This window comes from Leptolyngbya sp. FACHB-321, assembly GCF_014695975.1.
Lineage (GTDB): Bacteria > Cyanobacteriota > Cyanobacteriia > Leptolyngbyales > Leptolyngbyaceae > Stenomitos.
The window spans coordinates 86427-104735 of record NZ_JACJPI010000081.1; the positions used below are offsets into that span (position 1 = coordinate 86427).

At 50.9% G+C, this 18309-nt stretch carries 19 protein-coding genes; 13 read left to right on the top strand and 6 right to left on the bottom strand.

What is annotated here, in order from left to right:
- Window positions 1-275: 275 nt before the first annotated feature.
- The 4 genes from H6F76_RS23790 to H6F76_RS23805 all read left to right on the top strand — a co-directional run bounded on the left by H6F76_RS23790 (window position 276) and on the right by H6F76_RS23805 (window position 3028).
- Window positions 276-512 (top strand): DUF2811 domain-containing protein, encoded by a 237-nt coding sequence (locus tag H6F76_RS23790; RefSeq protein WP_190454107.1) that lies wholly within the window; start codon window positions 276-278, stop codon window positions 510-512.
- A 116-nt stretch (window positions 513-628) separates the two neighbouring features.
- The gene (locus H6F76_RS23795; RefSeq protein ID WP_190454103.1) at window positions 629-1420 is read left to right on the top strand and encodes a PD-(D/E)XK nuclease family protein; all 792 of its coding nucleotides are present in this window, start codon (window positions 629-631) and stop codon (window positions 1418-1420) included.
- A gap of 255 nt (window positions 1421-1675) precedes the next feature.
- Window positions 1676-2638, top strand: coding sequence for an aldo/keto reductase (locus H6F76_RS23800; RefSeq protein ID WP_190511997.1), 963 nt, complete (start codon window positions 1676-1678; stop codon window positions 2636-2638).
- A 9-nt stretch (window positions 2639-2647) separates the two neighbouring features.
- Window positions 2648-3028, top strand: a complete 381-nt coding sequence (locus H6F76_RS23805; protein WP_190511999.1) for a VOC family protein — start codon at window positions 2648-2650, stop codon at window positions 3026-3028.
- Between the two features lie 88 nt (window positions 3029-3116).
- Here the strand turns inward: H6F76_RS23805 and H6F76_RS23810 are convergent, their stop codons facing one another.
- The 3 genes from H6F76_RS23810 to H6F76_RS23820 all read right to left on the bottom strand — a co-directional run bounded on the left by H6F76_RS23810 (window position 3117) and on the right by H6F76_RS23820 (window position 6222).
- Window positions 3117-3719: a Uma2 family endonuclease gene (locus tag H6F76_RS23810; protein WP_190512001.1), complete on the bottom strand. Its 603-nt coding sequence runs from the start codon at window positions 3717-3719 to the stop codon at window positions 3117-3119.
- A 423-nt stretch (window positions 3720-4142) separates the two neighbouring features.
- Window positions 4143-4715, bottom strand: coding sequence for a hypothetical protein (locus H6F76_RS23815; protein ID WP_190512003.1), 573 nt, complete (start codon window positions 4713-4715; stop codon window positions 4143-4145).
- Window positions 4716-4920: 205 nt separating this feature from the next.
- The gene (locus H6F76_RS23820) at window positions 4921-6222 is read right to left on the bottom strand and encodes a S41 family peptidase (RefSeq protein ID WP_190512005.1); all 1302 of its coding nucleotides are present in this window, start codon (window positions 6220-6222) and stop codon (window positions 4921-4923) included.
- Window positions 6223-6322: 100 nt separating this feature from the next.
- On the opposite strand from H6F76_RS23820, the gene H6F76_RS23825 reads away from it, so the two are divergent.
- The gene (locus H6F76_RS23825; protein WP_190512007.1) at window positions 6323-7387 is read left to right on the top strand and encodes a dipeptide epimerase; all 1065 of its coding nucleotides are present in this window, start codon (window positions 6323-6325) and stop codon (window positions 7385-7387) included.
- Between the two features lie 45 nt (window positions 7388-7432).
- Here H6F76_RS23825 and hetR read toward each other — a convergent pair whose 3' ends face one another.
- On the bottom strand, window positions 7433-8356 hold the full coding sequence (hetR, locus tag H6F76_RS23830) for a heterocyst differentiation master regulator HetR (protein WP_190512009.1): 924 nt from the start codon (window positions 8354-8356) through the stop codon (window positions 7433-7435).
- A gap of 747 nt (window positions 8357-9103) precedes the next feature.
- A complete protein-coding gene (locus H6F76_RS23835) occupies window positions 9104-9310 on the bottom strand; it encodes a hypothetical protein (RefSeq protein ID WP_190512011.1) in 207 nt (68 codons plus the stop codon).
- A gap of 92 nt (window positions 9311-9402) precedes the next feature.
- Here H6F76_RS23835 and H6F76_RS23840 point away from each other — a divergent pair, with 92 nt between their 5' ends.
- The 8 genes from H6F76_RS23840 to H6F76_RS23875 all read left to right on the top strand — a co-directional run bounded on the left by H6F76_RS23840 (window position 9403) and on the right by H6F76_RS23875 (window position 17881).
- Window positions 9403-9582, top strand: coding sequence for a hypothetical protein (locus H6F76_RS23840; RefSeq protein WP_190512013.1), 180 nt, complete (start codon window positions 9403-9405; stop codon window positions 9580-9582).
- Window positions 9583-9721: 139 nt separating this feature from the next.
- Complete coding sequence (locus tag H6F76_RS23845) at window positions 9722-11155, top strand: circularly permuted type 2 ATP-grasp protein (RefSeq protein ID WP_190512016.1); 1434 nt, start codon at window positions 9722-9724, stop codon at window positions 11153-11155.
- A 112-nt stretch (window positions 11156-11267) separates the two neighbouring features.
- Window positions 11268-12230: an alpha-E domain-containing protein gene (locus H6F76_RS23850; RefSeq protein ID WP_190512018.1), complete on the top strand. Its 963-nt coding sequence runs from the start codon at window positions 11268-11270 to the stop codon at window positions 12228-12230.
- A 152-nt stretch (window positions 12231-12382) separates the two neighbouring features.
- Window positions 12383-13249 carry a transglutaminase family protein gene (locus H6F76_RS23855; RefSeq protein ID WP_190512020.1) on the top strand — a complete coding sequence of 289 codons (867 nt, stop codon included), beginning with the start codon at window positions 12383-12385 and terminating at the stop codon, window positions 13247-13249.
- 146 nt (window positions 13250-13395) lie between these two features.
- Complete coding sequence (locus tag H6F76_RS23860; RefSeq protein ID WP_190512321.1) at window positions 13396-14406, top strand: ABC transporter ATP-binding protein; 1011 nt, start codon at window positions 13396-13398, stop codon at window positions 14404-14406.
- Entirely contained in the window at window positions 14407-15195 is a 789-nt protein-coding gene (locus H6F76_RS23865) for an ABC transporter permease (RefSeq protein WP_190512022.1), read from the top strand.
- Between the two features lie 203 nt (window positions 15196-15398).
- Window positions 15399-17126, top strand: a complete 1728-nt coding sequence (locus H6F76_RS23870; RefSeq protein WP_190512024.1) for a Gldg family protein — start codon at window positions 15399-15401, stop codon at window positions 17124-17126.
- Between the two features lie 83 nt (window positions 17127-17209).
- The gene (locus tag H6F76_RS23875; RefSeq protein ID WP_242036822.1) at window positions 17210-17881 is read left to right on the top strand and encodes a DUF4340 domain-containing protein; all 672 of its coding nucleotides are present in this window, start codon (window positions 17210-17212) and stop codon (window positions 17879-17881) included.
- A 2-nt stretch (window positions 17882-17883) separates the two neighbouring features.
- Here the strand turns inward: H6F76_RS23875 and H6F76_RS23880 are convergent, their stop codons facing one another.
- Complete coding sequence (locus tag H6F76_RS23880) at window positions 17884-18240, bottom strand: hypothetical protein (RefSeq protein ID WP_190512028.1); 357 nt, start codon at window positions 18238-18240, stop codon at window positions 17884-17886.
- Window positions 18241-18309: the final 69 nt, after the last annotated feature.

Below are 18309 nucleotides of genomic sequence, written 5' to 3' on the forward strand. Positions count from 1 at the left end.
CGATTGCTGGCAAACGTCCATCCTGTCTAACTTCAGAGATGGGCGCGTCTCCTGGTAAGGTCAGCTTTGCGCTGCGTTTGGCTGCTTAACACACCATCCGTCAAGTATTCGCGTTGCTTCATAGCGAGATGAATTGTGCTCATTCCTGACCCTTCTCCCTTTCCCAAAAGGAGTGGGAGAAGGGCAGGGCAGATTAGATGACTTCATCTCAGATCCAGCAACGCCAGGTATTCCACCCATTCACCCTGCCCAGATTAGGGAGAACCAAAATTTCTATGAATAGCACCGTTAGCCTGTTAGTCGAAGTCCCTGAAGTACTACACGATTCCCTCAAGCATTACCTAGAAGTCCGTCCTGACTGGGATCAGGATCGGGTGTTTACTGCTGCCCTATCGCTATTTCTACTGCAAAACCGTAGCCCCGATGCTTTCCCAGAAAAGCAAAACCAACGTCAGGCTTCGCGCATTTACCTGGATGCCTTGTTCAAACGTCCGATCGGGCAAAACAATTAGCTAGCAGCCGTTAGCGGTTAGTAACTAGTAGCCGGTGGTCAACCTTGACTAAACGGTGAATGCAGAAAACTAGCTGGCAATTCCATTCCCAGTGCCTTTCATTCAAAGCGAGCAGTATGGCTTACCAAATTTCAGCGACGAAGCTTCAGGCGTACAACCGCTGCCCCTACGCCTACTACCTCCGCTATGAGCGAAAGCTAACGACCAACGAGTTTTTTGGGTCAGCCTCATTGGGTATTGCGCTTCACCAGGCGCTTGCCCAATGCCACCGAGACTGGCACTACGAACAGCCAATACCAGATTTACGCTGGGTGCATCATTGCTGGCGGCAGCATTCGACAGAACTGAGCGCTAGCCAGGCTATGGAAGGATTTGAAATCCTAGAAAATTATTACCACCGTTTTATCGCCAGCGAAGTTGCACTGAGGCAGCCGCTGGCGGTAGAAGGGCGGATTCAAGGCTTTTTGCAAGTCGAAAATTTGGAGTTTTTGATCACGGGACGGTACGATCGCCTCGACTTTCTCTCAGATGGCTTGGAGCTGATCGACTACAAATCGAGCCGTGAGGTGAAGCTGCCAGACGCAACAGAGATTGATGTTCAAATTGGTCTGTACTACCTGGCACTAGAGCAAACCTATCAGCAAAGCCTGAAATACCTCAGCCTCATCTTTTTACGTACGGGCGAAAAAATTCGCTTTGAAGCAACAGCAGAGCATCGGCAGCAGGTGGAATCAATGATTAGCAATCTGGCAGTGCGGCTACGCTATGATCGCGGCTGGGAGCCAAAAACCGGACGGCAGTGCGATCGTTGTACCTTTGCCCGTTACTGTTCAGCAGTGAGTGCCAGCCCTGTACCGCTACCCGAAAACCGCTCTCGGTCACAGCTTCAGTTAGCGTTGAATTTGTAAGGGCGATGAAGAACTAATGGATAGCTATCAGCTATCAGCCTTCAAGGTTCACTAAATAACCAGCTGACTGCTGACCGTTGAATTTGTGAGGGCTATGGAGAACCAATTTAAGAGCTATCAGCTATTAGGATTCACTAAATCATAGGCTGACTGCTGACTGCTGACTGTTGACTGCTGATAGCTAAACCTCTCGAACGATGCACGGCACTCATAGCCAGCGTTACAGTAAGCGTGAACCCTAGCCTAGCGACAGAGATGGAAACGCGAGAACTTGGTACATCAGGCATCCATATCACACCCATCATTACGGGCACCTGGCAAGCCGGTAAAAGCCAATGGGTTGGTGTTGAAGATGCCGAAACCATCAAAGCCATACGAGCTGCGTTTGATGCTGGGATCACAACCGTTGATACGGCTGAGGTTTATGGAAAAGGACATTCTGAGCGGGTTGTTGCCGAAGCGCTCTCGAACGTGCGGGATCAGGTTGTCTACGCCACGAAGGTATTTTCCAATCACCTTAAGTACGATCAGGTGATTGCCGCTTGTGAGGCTTCGCTCCAAAATTTGAAGACCGATCGCCTCGATCTGTATCAGATCCACTGGCCCTCTGGTGCATTTAAGAGTGAAGTAGTGCCGATCGAAGAAACGATGCGGGCGCTTACTGATTTGAAGCAACAGGGCAAAATCCGGGCGATCGGTGTGTCTAACTTCTCCCAGAAACAGCTAGAAGAAGCGGCTCAGTACGGGCGCATTGATAGCCTGCAACCACCCTACTCGTTATTTTGGCGCTATGTGGAAAAAGATGCCGTGCCCTATTGTGTAGAACAGAAGATTTCCATCATCGCTTATTCATCGTTGGCACAAGGACTTCTGACAGGCAAATTTGGACCTGATCACCGCTTTCCGCCAGAAGACAACCGCGCGAAGAACAAGCTATTCCAAGGCGAGACCTATCAACGTGCCCAGACTGCTTTAGAAAAACTACGCCCGATCGCTGATCGCTACCAAACCAGCCTTGGCAATCTAGCATTAGCGTGGCTGATCGCCCAACCTCAGGCAAACGCGATCGTGGGTGTCCGCAATGCCGAACAAGCGATTGACAATGCCAAAGCAGGCGAAATCAAGCTTACTGACGCAGATATTGCCGAAATTGACCAGATTGGGCGTACCGTCACTGATTCATTAGACGACAGCCCGCTGATGTGGAACTGGGACTAGCAGACAACCATGCACATCGATCGCCTGGATCATCTGGTTCTCACCGTTCGCAGCATTCAGGCAACTTGCGACTTCTATACCTGCACTCTAGGGTTAGAAGTGATTACGTTTGGAAAGGATCGCAAAGCGTTACGCTTTGGTCAGCAAAAGATCAATCTGCACGAAGCAGGCAACGAGTTTGAACCCAAAGCACTCCAGCCTTCACCAGGCTCAGCGGATCTCTGTTTTATAACAACGGTGCTACTGGAAGATGCGATCGCACATCTTCATTTCTGTGCTGTTGAGTTACTGGGAGACGCGGTAGAACGGACAGGCGCGATCGGCTCTCTTCGCTCTATTTACTTCCGCGATCCAGATGGCAATTTAATTGAACTCTCCAACTGTCTGTAAGCAATGATTAGGTAATCAATCTGAAGAAGTGTAGCAAGTAGAAACGTTGGCTCAGGGATATTACAGATGATCCCTGAAAATTCGCTGCTTACCAGATCTTCGCCATTTGTAAAACAAACCCTGGTAACTCTGGATCACCATTCACAGTCTCAGGGTTATGTAAGATGGTCGGTTTCTGCTGAGGACGATAAAGATGCACCGCTTGGTTTTTGCGATCGATTAAAAACCCCAGCACAGTTCCATTCGCAATGTATTCCTTCATCTTGTCTTGCAAGCTGGTCAGCGTGTCGCTAGAAGAACGTAGCTCAATCACAAAATCAGGGCAGATCGGTGCAAAGGATGCTTTTTGTGCTTCCGTTAAGGTCTGCCAGCGCTCTAGCTTAATCCAGGAAGCATCAGGAGAGCGAGTTGCACCATTCGGCAGAGTAAAGCCTGCACTGGAGTCGAAGCCGATACCTGTTCCATCTTGCTCTGTCCAGTTCCAAAGTTGGGCAGCAATGTTGAAGTTTCGGTTCCCTGTATCGGCAAAAGCAGGCGGCATAATGATTACATCTCCGCTGGCAGTGCGTTCAATGCGTAGATCGCGATTGGCTAAACAGAATTCGTAGAACTGCGCAGTAGTCATGGGGGCGATCGCAGGCAAATTCACTGTTAATGGACTGTTTTCTGTTTGAATGAGCAGCGTTGTCATGATTGCCTCTCAAACTGTGAATGGGAAAGACCATGAATGTAAAGGCGTAACTGAGATCTCTATGCGAGCAGCCTGTAACTCTGCAACGACTTTGAGAGCGATCGGCTCAAAGGTCTCGTGCACAAGCGCTACTTCTGAACAAATTTGTCTGTAGGCGATCGCTCTGCCGATTCTGCTTTACCAACTATGCTGACACTTTCCTGACGTTTTAGTGACAATCAACGACGAGGAAAGCTCTATGACTTTGAACGATCGCGTTAGCAGTTGTCGTTCCAGAAAGACATTATTAGGATTACGCCAAGATCCCCGGCTCCTACAGTAGGCTAAGGCTTACAGTTGAGCTTTAACCATAAGTCGGGGATCTAAATACTTTATGCGTAAATTCTAATTATCTATATAACGTCTTTGCGGTGGGCGACACATTCAAGTCTTCTCTCTAAATACAACTTTCCACGCTTCGACAGTGCCTTTACCCACTTCGATATCTTTTGTTTTGCCGTTCTCCCACACCAACCGGATTCGCATATTTCCTGGCGGAGCGCTGGCAAGAGCGGTTGCTAATTCAGGCTCCACTGCTCCATCCTCATAGGTATAAAGCTGACCATTAACGGCGAACAAAATTGCCTTGGGTGTCTCGTCGAAGCGGGTGTAATGGTAGATTGGCTCCTGCTGAGAGTAACTTTCTTCAACTTTTTTACCCTTCTTTTCAACCCAACGAGTGCGCCAAACAGTTTTATAGCCAACGAGGTCTGACTCGTACCAGGTATAAGTAGCGCGAATACTACCTTTTGACCAGCTTGTGACAAAGACAAAGCCGTGGTCAGAGGGGCTAAAGTTTTTGTCATAAACAACCACACCATCAAAGGGATCGCTGATGACTTTAGACCATTGCACTTTAGCATTGCCATCAATCGGCGCAGGTTGAACAGCCTCAGCGGTCGATCCCATTAACGCGAACCCGATACCAAGCCCGAAAGCAAGTACTTGTTTCTTCATCTCAATCTGTTTTACGAAAGCAACTGATGACGTGGAACTTAGCTAGCGATGCTAGTAACTAATATTGTTTTTCTACAAACGCTGTAAGGGCGATCGCGGACAATTCGTGAAAATCAGGAGCAGGGGAAGGAGAGGTAGCAAGGGAAGCAGGGGTCGCAGGGGAGTCAGAAAAAACTTCATCCCCTTGCCTCCAACGCTTCAGCCTTCAGGACTGACCAGGACTCGCGATCGCCTCTAGCACTGTCGCGATCGCCCTGTCCTTCTGAGGATCACTTCCCTGTGCGTAGGGGACGGTGAACGGTACATCAATATCAGGGGCAACGCCTTTGCCTTCAAGCCGCTCTCCATTGACTGACACGTCGGCAACCGCAAGGTAGAGCAGGCTGCCATCCCGCATAATGTAGGCGCGTCCGGCTAGCAAGGCTCCAGCCGTTTTGCTGCCCACAATTTTGCCGACTCGAAACTGTCGAAAGCCGTAGGCAAGAATTTCTTTGCCGCTGCGTGATCCCTGGTTAACTAGCATCACGACTGGCTTCTTCCACGGCAGGTCAAAGCGACCTTTGGTGCCGTTGCGATTGGTAAACGTTATGTTGAGCGCGGGTGCCGTAAACGGATTCAAATAGCTTGGGTCAGCGCCACCCCAGCCATCCCGCAGATCCCAAACGAGTCCATCGACTTGGCTCAGACGATCGCTCAATTCTTGCTCAAGCTGTCGTTGGTAAAGGTCATTAGCGTAAGACCAAATGTGGATATAGCCAATTTTTTTACCGCCGCGCTCAATGACTTCGACGCTTGACTTCATCGCTTCGAGAAACATGGTTGTGGGGTCAAGGCGCTTGGGTGTAACGGCGATCGTTTGAGGTGCTGCATTTGGAGTGCGCTGGATTTGGATTTTGACGGGGCGATCGGCGCTTTCAGCAAAAGACTGGATTGGCTGGAAGGGTTTGCTATCCACAGACAGGAGTTGATCCCCAACCTTTAGTTCAGCACGGGCAGCAGGCGAACCATCTAACACCGCACGAATAAAGGTCTTGCCGTCAACGTCACGAGTATAGGCACCAATGCCCACGTACTCTAGTTTGCCGTTGGGTAGAAAAGGCTTGAGTTGCCGCTGTATACCTCGCTGCCAAAAAATGCCTGCAAGCTGGTAATACTCTGGCTCTGCCGACGTGTAATAGCGCGTATGAGAGACGTTTAGCTCGCCAAGCATTTGGTTAACCACCACTGCTAAGGCTTCGGGCGATCGTGCCTGCGTTGCTTGGGGCGCATACTTCTGCCGCATTGCCTGCCAGTTAACGCCATTAAACTTTGGATCGTAAAAATTGTCGTTGACTGTTTGCCAAATTTGCTCGAATACTTTTGCCTGCGAGGACTCTGCGCGTGACAGCACAGGTGCAACAACCCCATAAAACAAAAGCGCCAGCACGCTGGCTAAGAGTACAGTCAACCACTGACGAGATAACCGCCGCGATCGGTCAGCCAGCGATCGTGTGAAATTGGTTAGCATAAGCACCTTGCTACCGTTCTAAGAACGATTTCACTCTTTAAATACTGTTTAAATTGAATTGAATTGAATCCTTAAAGTTCCACAAAGCCCTGATTCCCCCATGCAACTCCGCGTTCAGCTTTTTACTGTCCATAAACGCTTTGCTCTTACTATCAGCCGTGGCACGACAGCACAGACAACAAACGTTTGGGTCGTGATTGAGCATGATGGCATTGAAGGGTGGGGAGAAGCATCGCCCTTTTCGATCGGTGAGCAGCCACAAACTACTGAGGCGATCGCGCGATCATTGCAAAAAATTGCGCCACTGTTGAAAGCGCTCAGCCCCCTGGAACGGCAGCGCGTTGAACGGCTCATGCTTGAGGCACGTTTGCCCTCTGGAGCGCGAGCAGCTTTAGACATAGCCTTGCATGATTGGGCGGGTAAGCAAGCAAACCTGCCGCTATGGCAACTGTGGGGCTTGGAGCGCGATCGCATCGTGCCGACCTCAATCACGATTGGCATCAACCCACCTGATCTTGCCCAACAGCGCGTCAAAGATTGGCTGGGACATGTGCCTACCCTTCAGACGCTGAAACTCAAACTAGGCAGTCCTGCCGGGTTGGAGGCAGACCAGGCAATGGTGTTAGCCGTCCAAAATGCTGCGCCCCACATTACCAAAATGAGCGTTGATGCAAATGGCGGCTGGAAGCTAGAGCAAGCGTTGCAAATGTCCTCTTGGTTAGCCGATCGCGGCATTACCTACATTGAGCAGCCCCTACCAAAGGGGCAGGAAGGTGATTTGCCCACGCTTTACCACGAATCGCCCTTACCAATTTTTGTCGATGAAAGCTGTTTTAGTAGCTATGACATTCCACCGTTAGCCGATCGCGTGCATGGCATCAACATCAAACTCATGAAATCCGGTGGTTTAACAGAGGCGTGGCGCATAATCCATACTGCTCGCGCTTGTGGGTTAAAGATTATGTTTGGCTGCTACTCCGACAGTGCATTACTGAACACGGCGATCGCTCAGCTTTCGCCCCTAGCTGACCATCTAGATCTGGACAGCCACTTGAATCTGCTTGACGATCCCTTTATCGGTGCCAGCTTCCAAAATGGGCGAGTGCTGCCGCAGGAGCAACCGGGCATTGGGGTGAGGTTGAGAAGTCCAAAGGCTGAGGGCTGAAGGCTAAAGAATCCTGCTTCCCCTGCCGCACCTGCTCCCCACTCCCTACTCCCGACTCCCCAATTCCTCCTCTTCTCTCAGACCGAGCGCCATTTGCACCACAAACGGTTCGCCGCCGACCTGATGATACTTATCTGCCCACTGGCGGATGACTTTATCCAGCTCGTCTAGCGCTTCTTCGGTGCGATCGGTTGGTATATCCAATTCTTCAAGCACTCGCATCGTTTTAGCTTGGCGCTTTGCCCACGCATTCATCAAGCGGAAGTACCGGGCAGTATCCTCCACCATCATAAAGGTCCGCTCTTCCTCATCGGCAGGGGAGTAGGATGCCCGCGTCAACGCATAAAAAGGCATTCCCCAGGGAGAATCAAGCCGGGTTACGGTGCCAGAGTAGAGCAGTCGCCGCTTGATATGCTCTGCCAGTGCTTCGCTAAGGGGCATTTGCTGGTCTGCCGACACATATTCTTGAGAGCGACCGTGGAGAAACTCAATAAGGTCTAAGAACTGGAACGAATTAATTAACTGGGCATCAGGCAAACTGCCAGGCGGTAGCTTTTGCTCGATTTGGCGCTTTTCTTCAGATGTGAGGCTGGTGCCAGCAATGCGCGATCGCCCCGTTTGCCAAGGATACTGCTCTAACCAGACGTAGGGAAGCTGAATCAGGTAGCGTGGTTCTTGAGAACCCAACATCTTCAGCAGTTTGCCTTCAGTCAGCGCTTGCCGCACTTCTTCGACGATCGCTTTAACGCGCTTTGGCTCAATGTGATGCAAGTGCCCCGTCATGCGGAGGTTTTGGTCTTGCTCCAGATAGGTCATGTAGATGGCACATTTTGCTGCCGTTGCTGCCGCATCCAAAAACGCGCCATGCCGATGCCCACTCGTTCGCATGGCACTAAACGCCAGATACAGCATGATCTGATCCATGGCACTTGGACCGAGACGTTTGATCAGATCGAGATCTTTAATCATGTCAACACAACTAACCCAATGAAGCCACTACGGAAAATTGATGCGGCAGCGATCGCCTGTTTGATACAAGCTGTCTGCTGAGATAACTGCATCATACAAAGCAATGACACTTAAGCTAAACATTCTGCCACTGCGCTCATTAAACCGTTCTCTTTAAACACCTGAGTACTTACTATCCTAGTGTTCCCTTGTAAGCAAGCTTCTAAGCCCACGCTTCAGACGAACTTGTGTTGTCAGGCGGGTTGAAGCCAGTGATCTAAAGACATCTAGACGTTGCACTTTGATTTGCAAACGCCCTTAGTCGGCAAAATGAACCAGCTCTTACCAGACTGCATCAGGGTAAAAACGATGCTGGTTTGCTAATAACCCTCGCATCGATCGATACCAGTAGTTTCTGTTCAGAGCACTTTTTTGCACATTTTTTAGTTGGTGATAGCAACCAATGCGACGGCAATGCTCTGTGCCTAAAGGCAACACATTAAGCCAGGGACACTTAACGTTCCAGCATGAGGGTAGTAGGCGCTCATGGCAAGGACGCTGATCACACAAGAGCAATATTGACTGGGTAAGATAAACTGTCGTGAACGATCACAGCCTACGATCGACGCTTAGGAAAATGTCGAGCGCGGAGACAAAAAACGTAGAACAAAACGTGTTGATCGAAGTCAGCGCTATAGCCAGGGCTGTCGCTATACATTCTGGCTATAGTCTTCCGGGGCTAGTAGTGCACAAGTAGGGCGTAAGGCTCTAAGCATGAGAGGTCGCCTTATAGAGTCGTTGGAGACGACCACTACCACGATGAAAGGGGTGTGTATTCGAACCCACCAACTGCATAGATGAAGTAGATTGGTTGAAGGCTTGCAACTGCTTGTCGCTCGCCTTAGCGTTTTGCAAATCGCCTGCTAGAAACGCCAGCAATAAGCTTGCCAGCAATGCGGTCGGATAAAAGCACATAAGTTTAAGTTCGTGTCTGGTTTCTAATACCTGTTACGGATGTTTTGTCAACGCATCAGGATCAATCTCCGAAAACAAACTTAATCTGCTTGTTGCTGTGGCGTTTTTTTCAGCAAGCTGCCATTTCTATAATTGGCGCGATCGCTCTGGTAGAAGCCCTACACACTGTTTTTCCTTTTACCCACGCACTATTTTTGCTGGCAGCACCATCTTGTTTAACAACAGGTGCTTTGTTAAGAGTGAATGTGCTGGTGTGCGATCGACTTTGGTGACTGAAGGCTGATGACTCTTTGGTTAATTGCTGCTTAAAATGCCTTTGAGTTGTGGCATTGATTGGAAAAGTATCAAAGGCTACTGTTTGTAGTGGCTTGCCCCTCTATTGATGAGGGGATAGGCATTGGATCAAGCGCTGTGCAATTTAACGACTACGACCCAGGGAATTTCTACGACGAGCTGTTTGCCTCTGAAGGCAAGCCTCGTCCAGATGCGATGCCATTAGTTAATCGCATTGATTCGCTCTCACGCGAAGAGGTGCAGCGACGACAAGAGGCGGCACAAATCGCCCTCTTTAAAATGGGCGTAACGTTCAACGTCTACAGCGACGATCAAGGCACAGAGCGCATTATTCCGTTTGATATCATTCCTCGCATTGTCTCAGCTGACGATTGGGCAACGCTGGAAAAAGGCTTAGAGCAACGCATTCATACACTGAATCTGTTTTTGGCAGATATTTACAGCGAACAGAAAATTTTGCGGGATAACGTCATCCCGTCTGAAATTATTTATTCTGCCAGCGGTTTTCTCAAACCTTGCATCGGGCTGAAACCGCCGGGTGGCATTTGGTGTCACATCACAGGGACAGATTTGGTGCGCGATCGCAGTGGGCAGTGGTTTGTTCTAGAAGACAATCTGCGCTGTCCTTCTGGGGTCTCTTACGTGCTAGAAAACCGTCGAGTGATGAAGAGTACGTTTCCCCTTGTCTTCAACACGATGGCGATTCAGCCCGTTGAAGAGTATCCCAGCCATCTGTTAGAAACGCTGCTTAACCTTGCTCCACCGCACCTGACTGATCCAACCGTTGTTGTGCTAACGCCTGGTATCCACAACTCTGCCTATTTTGAGCATTCCTTTTTGGCACAGCAGATGGGCGTAGAGCTGGTTGAAGGGCGCGATTTAATCGTGGCAGATGGCTACCTGCAAATGCGAACGACTAAAGGCTTAAAGCGCGTTGACGTAGTATATCGGCGGATTGACGACATTTTTATTGATCCCACAACGTTTCGCTCTGATTCGTTACTGGGCATCCCTGGGCTAATGGATGTCTATCGCTCTGGTAAAGTTGCACTGGCAAATGCACTTGGCACAGGTGTAGCGGATGACAAGGTGATTTACTCCTATGTGCCAAAAATGATTCGTTACTACTTAGACGAAGAGCCGATTTTGGCAAATGTGCCAACGTACCTGTGTTGGGAGCAGCAGCAGCAGCAGCACGTGTTGGCAAATCTAGACAAGCTAGTTGTCAAAGCGGCAGATGAGTCAGGTGGCTACGGTATGTTGATTGGTCCGACTGCTACTGCCCAGGAGCGAGAAGACTTTGCCGCACGCATCGCCGCGTCACCGCGTAACTACATCGCGCAGCCAACGCTCTCGCTCTCGCGGGTGCCCACGCTGATTGGTGATCAGTTTGAAGGTCGCCACGTTGATTTGCGCCCCTATATTCTCTACGGCAAGAAAGTCTACGTTAGCCCAGGCGGCTTAACTCGCGTTGCTCTCCGTAAAGGTTCTCTAGTGGTTAATTCATCCCAGGGCGGCGGCAGTAAAGATACGTGGGTTGTTTGTAAGTAAAAAGGCAAACGGTAAAAGGTAAAAGTGAATGTTTGCTTCCTACCTTTTGCCTTCTGCCCTTTGCCCTCTGCCTTTTACTTTCGCCTTTTTACTTTTACCTTATGCCTTCATTATGCTAAGTCGTGTTGCTGATTCAATTTACTGGCTCAATCGCTACGTAGAACGGGCAGAGAATGTTGCCCGTTTTGTCGAAGTGAACTTGAACTTGCTGCTGGACTCGCCTGCGGGTACACAGCAGCAGTGGGAACCAATTATTGTGACAACGGGTGATTTACCGCTGTTTAAAGAGCGCTATGGCGAAGCGACAGCAGAAAATGTGATTCAGTTTCTCACGTTTGATACGGCTTACCCTAACTCCATTGTTTCGTGTCTGCGGCTGGCGCGGGAGAATGCCCGATCGGTACGAGAAATCATCTCCTCAGAAATGTGGCATCAGGTGAATTCGTTTTACCTGATGGTGACGGAAGTGGCGCGATCGCGATCGCTCCACGATCTGTCTGCCATCCTCCGTTTTTTTGAAGAAGTGAAGCTGTCAAGTCATCAGTTTATTGGCGTGATGAATGCGACGATGACTCACAACGAAGGCTGGCACTTTGGACAAATCGGCAGATTTCTAGAACGGGCAGACAAAACAGCGCGGATTCTAGACGTGAAGTATTTTATTCTGCTGCCATCTATTAAAGATGTGGGTAGCACGCTGGACGAACTGCAATGGATGGCGTTGCTAAAATCTGCCAGCGCTTACGAAATGTACCGTAAGCAAGGACTACATCGCATTTCACCGAATTCCATTGCCGAATTTTTGGTGCTGGAGCGAGACTTTCCACGATCGGTACGGTTCTGCATCCTCCAGGCTGAACGATCGCTGCATCAAATTACTGGCACCCCTATCGGTACCTGGTGTACACCCGTTGAGCGTACACTGGGACGGCTCCGCTCTGACCTCGACTACCTGACGATCGAGGACATCATTGATACTGGCTTGCATGAAACGCTGGACGACTTGCAGCGACGCATGAATGATGTCAGCAAGAAGGTTTTTGAAACGTTTATAGCGCTTCAGCCGATCGGATAAGGGGAGAGGGAGAGGCAGGGGAAGTTTTGAGTTTTGTTCTCCTTGCGTCGGACCGGGAGAAGCTTTGAATTTCTCCATTCCCTCCGCTCCCCTTGCTCCCTCTGCCCCTTGCTCCTTCTAACAACTAAATAACCAACCACTAACAACTACTCGTGCTTTACCAAATCAGCCACACCACCAACTATGCCTACAGCCAGCCAGTGCGCTTACAGCCTCATGTGGTGCGGTTGCGTCCTCGGAGCGATAGTTGGCAGACATTGCGATCGTTTTCGTTAATGGTGACACCGCCACCGTTGCGAGAATCAGCGTTCACCGATTTGGATGGCAATACGCTGATCAAACTTTGGTTTCAGCCAGAGGAAACTGAAGCGCTAGCAGTGCAGGTTTTGTCGCAGGTGGAAACGCATCGCACGAATCCCTTTGATTATTGGTCAGAACCGTGGGCTGTGCGATCGCCGATCGACTATCCAGCCTCGCTACTCTTACAGCTACAGCCCTATCTGAGCGGGCAACCGATGCAATATGCCACAAGCGTTGACTCGATCGCGCTGCAACTGGCACAGGACATTGTTCAAGTAGTGGATGGTAACGTGATTCGTTTTTTGGGTGAACTGAATCAGCGTATCCATAGCGGCTGCAAATATATGATTCGTGAAATGGGCGATCCTTTGCCCCCGGGCGTTACCTGGTCTACGCGATCGGGTTCCTGTCGTGATTTCGCGGTGCTGTTTGTCGAAGCGTGTCGGGCGATCGGGCTGGCGGCTCGCTTTGTCAGTGGCTATCAGGAAGGTGATACTGACAGCACCGATCGCCACCTTCATGCTTGGGCTGAGGTTTATTTGCCGGGTGGTGGCTGGCGCGGCTATGACCCAACTCAAGGGCTGGCGGTTGCCGATCGACATATTGCGCTTGTTGGCAGCGCCTTTTCACGCTACGCGGCTCCCATTTCTGGCTCGTTTCAACAGGCAAACGGCGCTCAATCGACTATGACCTACCAGCTTACGATTCAAGGGGGGTAGGGCAGAATGCAAAAGGCAGAGGGCAGAAGGCAAAAGGCTGATAGCTGACCGCTAGCGAAACTTGGCTTGTCTCTGTCACGTCTCAACTGATATAACCTGGGGTAGAGATGGGTTGTATCCAAGTTGCCCTGATTCGTGAGGTTCACATGATTGAAGTTGAGCACTTAAGCAAGGTCTACGGCTCAACCCCTGCCATTGAGGATGTCACGTTCGCGGTGGAACCAGGGGAAATTTTGGGCTTTTTGGGACCCAACGGAGCCGGCAAGACGACGACAATGCGGATTCTAGCGGGCTATCTGCCTGCATCAGCGGGAACCGCTAAGGTGGCAGGGTTTGAGGTGCATGACCAGTCGATGGCAGTACGGCAGCACATTGGCTACTTGCCCGAAACACCGCCACTGTATACCGATATGACGGTCGAAGGCTTTTTGCATTTTGTGGCACGGATTAAAGGGGTCAGTGCAGGCGATCGCCCTAACCGCGTGCGAACGGCGATCGATCGCTGCAACCTGACCGAAAAGAGCCACACGCTTATCCGCAAGCTCTCGAAAGGCTATCGGCAACGGGTAGGCATCGCGCAAGCGATCGTCCATGACCCACCCGCCATCATTTTAGATGAACCAACCGTGGGGCTAGACCCGCGTCAGATCGCCGAAGTTCGGAGCCTGATCAAAAGCTTGGCGGGTGATCATACGGTAATTCTCTCAACGCACATTTTGCCGGAAGTGAGCATGACCTGCGATCGCATTGCGATTATCAACAAAGGTCGGGTGGTAGCGACAAATACGCCCGAAAACCTGATGGCACAGCTAACAGGCGGTTCAGGTTACGACCTGGAAGTGGAGGGTGACGCGGCAGATATCCAGTCGCGCTTAATCGTTTTTCTTCAAGGCTTACCCAATGTGAAACTGGTTGAAAAAGTAGCAGCAGATCTGCCGGAACGCCACAAGCTGCGGGTCGTTGCCGAGCCAGGAACGGCACTGGTCGGGCGAGACATTGCTGCAACCGTGGTGGGTGCTGGTGTGGGGCTGTACGAGATGCGCCGATCGCAAGCCACGCTCGAAGATGTTTTCCTGGAACTGACGACCGAAGAAAAACCTCTGGAAGCGGCAACCGATGCCGATGAGGATGAACCATCAGCGGGAGAAGCGGCTTAGATGCGTGTGATTATGAGTAACATTCTGGCAATTTACCGACGCGAGCTACAGAGCTACTTTGCGTCGCCGTTGGCTTACGCGATCGCGGGTGTTTTTTGGCTGCTGTCTGGGGTTTTCTTTGTCACAATTCTGGGTGGCATTACCCAACAGGTTGCCTATGCCGACAGTGCGGGTTATGCCTCACCGATCGATGTACCTTATCAGTTTTTGCAGTTCTTTTTAGGCACTCTGGGTTCAGTTGCCCTCTTCATTCTGCCGATTTTGTCGATGGGGCTATATGCCGAAGAGCGCAAACGCGGCACCCTGGAACTGTTAGCAACGTCACCCATTACCAACTGGGCTGTGGCGCTGGGCAAGCTCTTGGGTGTGGTGACATTCTTTATAACGATGGTGCTGCCGCTGCTCATTTATGAGGCGATCGTGTTTAGCTCTACGACTCCACCCTTTAACTTTACGGTCGTGCTGGTGGCGCACTTGGGCTTAATTCTGCTGGCTGCTGCCATTCTCTCGTTGGGAATGTTCGTCTCCTCGCTGACCGACAGCACCATTCTGGCGGCAATCGGCACCTTTGGCTTGGTACTCTTCCTCTGGATTGTCGAAGTGCTGGGTCAAAAGCTAGGCGGACCCGTTGGTGCGGCGCTAAGTCATATCTCGTTGCTAAAACACTACAACAACCTGACGCAAGGCATTCTGGACAGCAGCAGCCTGGTTTTGTTTGCCAGCTACATTGTGTTGGGGCTGTTTCTGACCGCGCAGTCGATCGATGCGTTCAGGTTCCAGCGGTCTTGAGGGAGTCGGGAATAGGGAGTCGGGAGTTGGGGTAGAAGAGAAAAATTGCAGCTTGTAGGTTGAAGATTTCGGAGCGCAGAGCGTTGCTCAACGAATCAAAAATCTAAAATTTCTGCTCTCGCTACTGCCTCTCATTAACTCCTTTTGCTTTCTGCCTTCTCTATTCCCCACTCCCTACTCCCTACTCCCTTTTTTCTTTTGCTATGAAAACGCTTTCTACCAATCTCAAATACCTCAAATATCTCTTCTGGCTGGGTCCCATGCTGGTGGTTGCAGGCGCGATCGCGGGTATTGTGTCTGGTTCGTTTAGTGCGATTCCCTTGGGCTTGGTGATTGCAGGCATTGTCGTGATTGGTTTGTGGCTGGTTCAGTCTACGTATGGTGAGACAACGCGACCCAGTTTTTGGAGCCAGCGATCAACCCAGGTGGGCGCAAATGCGCTCATTACCACGCTGGCAGTCATTGCAATTTTGGGCTTGATCAACTACTTAGCGGCAAATAATGTCGGGCGGCTAGATGTGACGGAGAACCAGCTTTTCTCGCTGGCACCCGAAACGCAGCAGTTGGTACGAAACCTGAAGCAGCCCGTTAAAGTTTGGGTCTTTGTGCCGCAGCCAAGTGCGCGCGATCGTGAACTGCTGGAAAGCTACCACCGTCAGAGCGATCGCCTGAGCTATGAATTTGTTGATCCAAACTTGCAGCCCTCGCTGGTGCAGCGGCTAGAAGTGAAGACTAATGGCGATGTCGTTGCCGAGCTTCAGCCAGAGGGACGAAAGCAGTATGTGCAGACGATCGCGCCCACAACAGGCGATAGTTTGGTCGGTGAAGGCGGCTTTCTGTCAGAAGTGAAGCTAACGAGTGCATTAGAGCAACTGGTCAGCAATCGTCAAGCGTTTGCCTATGTAATCCAGGGGCATGGTGAACACCCGATCGACCAGGCTCAAGGCGCGATCTCGCAAGCTGTGAAGACCCTGAAAGACAAGAATGTGACAGTCAAACCGCTCAACCTGCTTGAAACCGCGACGATTCCCACTGATGCAAATGTTCTAGTGTTGGCAGGACCGCAAAAACCATTGCTGGCTCCCGAGGTTAAGGCGTTGGAGGCGTATCTCAACGGTGGTGGCAACCTGTTTGTCATGGTCGATCCCAACACCAATCCGGGTTTAGACAGCCTGCTGAATGGATGGGGCGTGACAGTAGACAAGCGGATTGCCATTGATGCCTCTGGCAGACTCGCTCAACTTGGTCCCGCGTTCTCGTCAGTCAGCCAGTATGGTGATCACCCCATTACGAAAGATTTTGGCAACACGCTGTCGATTTATCCACTCGCACAGCCGATCGATGTCAAAACTCAGACCAATATAAAATCCACGCCACTGCTGTTCACCAGCGATCGCAGTTGGGCAGAAAGCAATGTGAAGGAACAACCGCTGAAGTTTGACCCCGCAACCGATCGGCAGGGACCGTTAGTGTTAGGTTTTGCCCTTACTCGTGCGATCACCGCACCCGCACCCAGTCCTTCTCCTAGCCCGTCACCGTCAGCATCAGCCAGCTCAGTGACGCCATCAGTCAGCCCGTCTCCCTCTCCTAAACCCTCTGCCTCTGCGAGTCCGTCGCCCAGTCCTTCTCCGGCAGCAACTGCCTCGAGTGACCAGAAGCCTAAAGAAGCTCGTCTGGTTGTGATGGGCAATTCCCGTTTTGCCGAAGATGGTGCAGTGAACCAGGGCATTAACGGCGATGTTTTTATCAACTCAGTGCGTTGGCTGAGTCGAGCTGATGATCAATCTCTCTCCATTCGTCCCAAAGAAGCGAAAAATCGTCGCCTGGGTTTGTCTGCACAGCAGGCAGGTCTGGCAACCTGGACTGCGATCGCCATTCTCCCCTTGCTCGGCTTTGCTGCTGCCTTTGGAGTTTGGTGGCGGAGACGGTAGGGGAAAGGATGAAGGATGAAAGTCATACTTAAACTCAAAACTCAAAAATTAAACGTTCGTTCTCGGTTATGAAATTTCAAAAGATGCCTTTAATCCTGTTGGCGATCGCCCTCTCTCTGGGTGCGTTTGTCTATTTCTATGAGGTGAAGGGCAAGCCACAACGGGAAGCAGCGCAGGCACAGACGGAACAGTTGTTTACGTTTAAGGAACAGGACGTGCGATCGCTGACGCTGACGACCCCAACGCAAACATTAGCGTTTGCCAAAACTCCAGCAGCACAGCTCTCATCTGTGCCCAAAGCGGATTCTGCGCCGAAAACGGATCAAAAGGCGACGGCTCAACCAACTGCTGAGACTCTGGTATGGGCGATGACTCAGCCAGATAAGGCAGCAGCGAATGATGCGTCCATTGCGTATTTGCTTAACCTGCTGACGGCAGACAAGCGGCAACAAACGCTGAAGGTGCCTGCTGCAAAGCTAGCGGAGTTTGGGTTAGACAAGCCGATCGCGATCGCTGAAGTCAAACTTGCTAACCAGACGAGCCATCGCTTGCTTTTAGGCAAACCCAACTTTAACCGCAGCGGTCTGTATGCTCAAGTTGATCCGCCTGCCCAGGCTAATGGCGATCGCTCGGTTGTACTTGTTTCCACTGATTTTGAGAATGCTGTACAGCGATCACTGCCGGAATGGAAGGCAAAGCCAACTGAGCAGCCAGCCAAACCAAAGACTCCAACGCCTGAGCCTCAAAAGCCCTAACCCTATTGCGATCGCTTGCGGAAGAGCCAACCAAAGTTGCGACTGCCTCGCGTTTGATGCTGACGGCGTGCTGCTGGCATACCATACTTGCGAAACCTGGCTCGCCGTTTAGGTTTAGTCGTGGTTGTTTCCTCATTGGCTTCGTCCTCTTCCTTCGCCTGCTTTTCTGCGGGTGTGGGTATGTAGGTTTCCTTTGGTTTAAGCCATGCGGCAATTACACCGCTGGCAATACCGCCAAGCGCCCCAAACGTAATGCTCAGGAAAGGTGTGTAGCCCAGCACTGCCAAGCCGACCATAAAAACCAGCCAGTACTTCAAGCCTGTAGCTAAGCCTAAGTTGTTATCCGGCTTTTTGGACATTGCAGGAGAGATGGAGGGGCGGAGGGAGAGGAATCAGGAGTGAGGGATAGGAAAGCGAAAGAGCAAGAA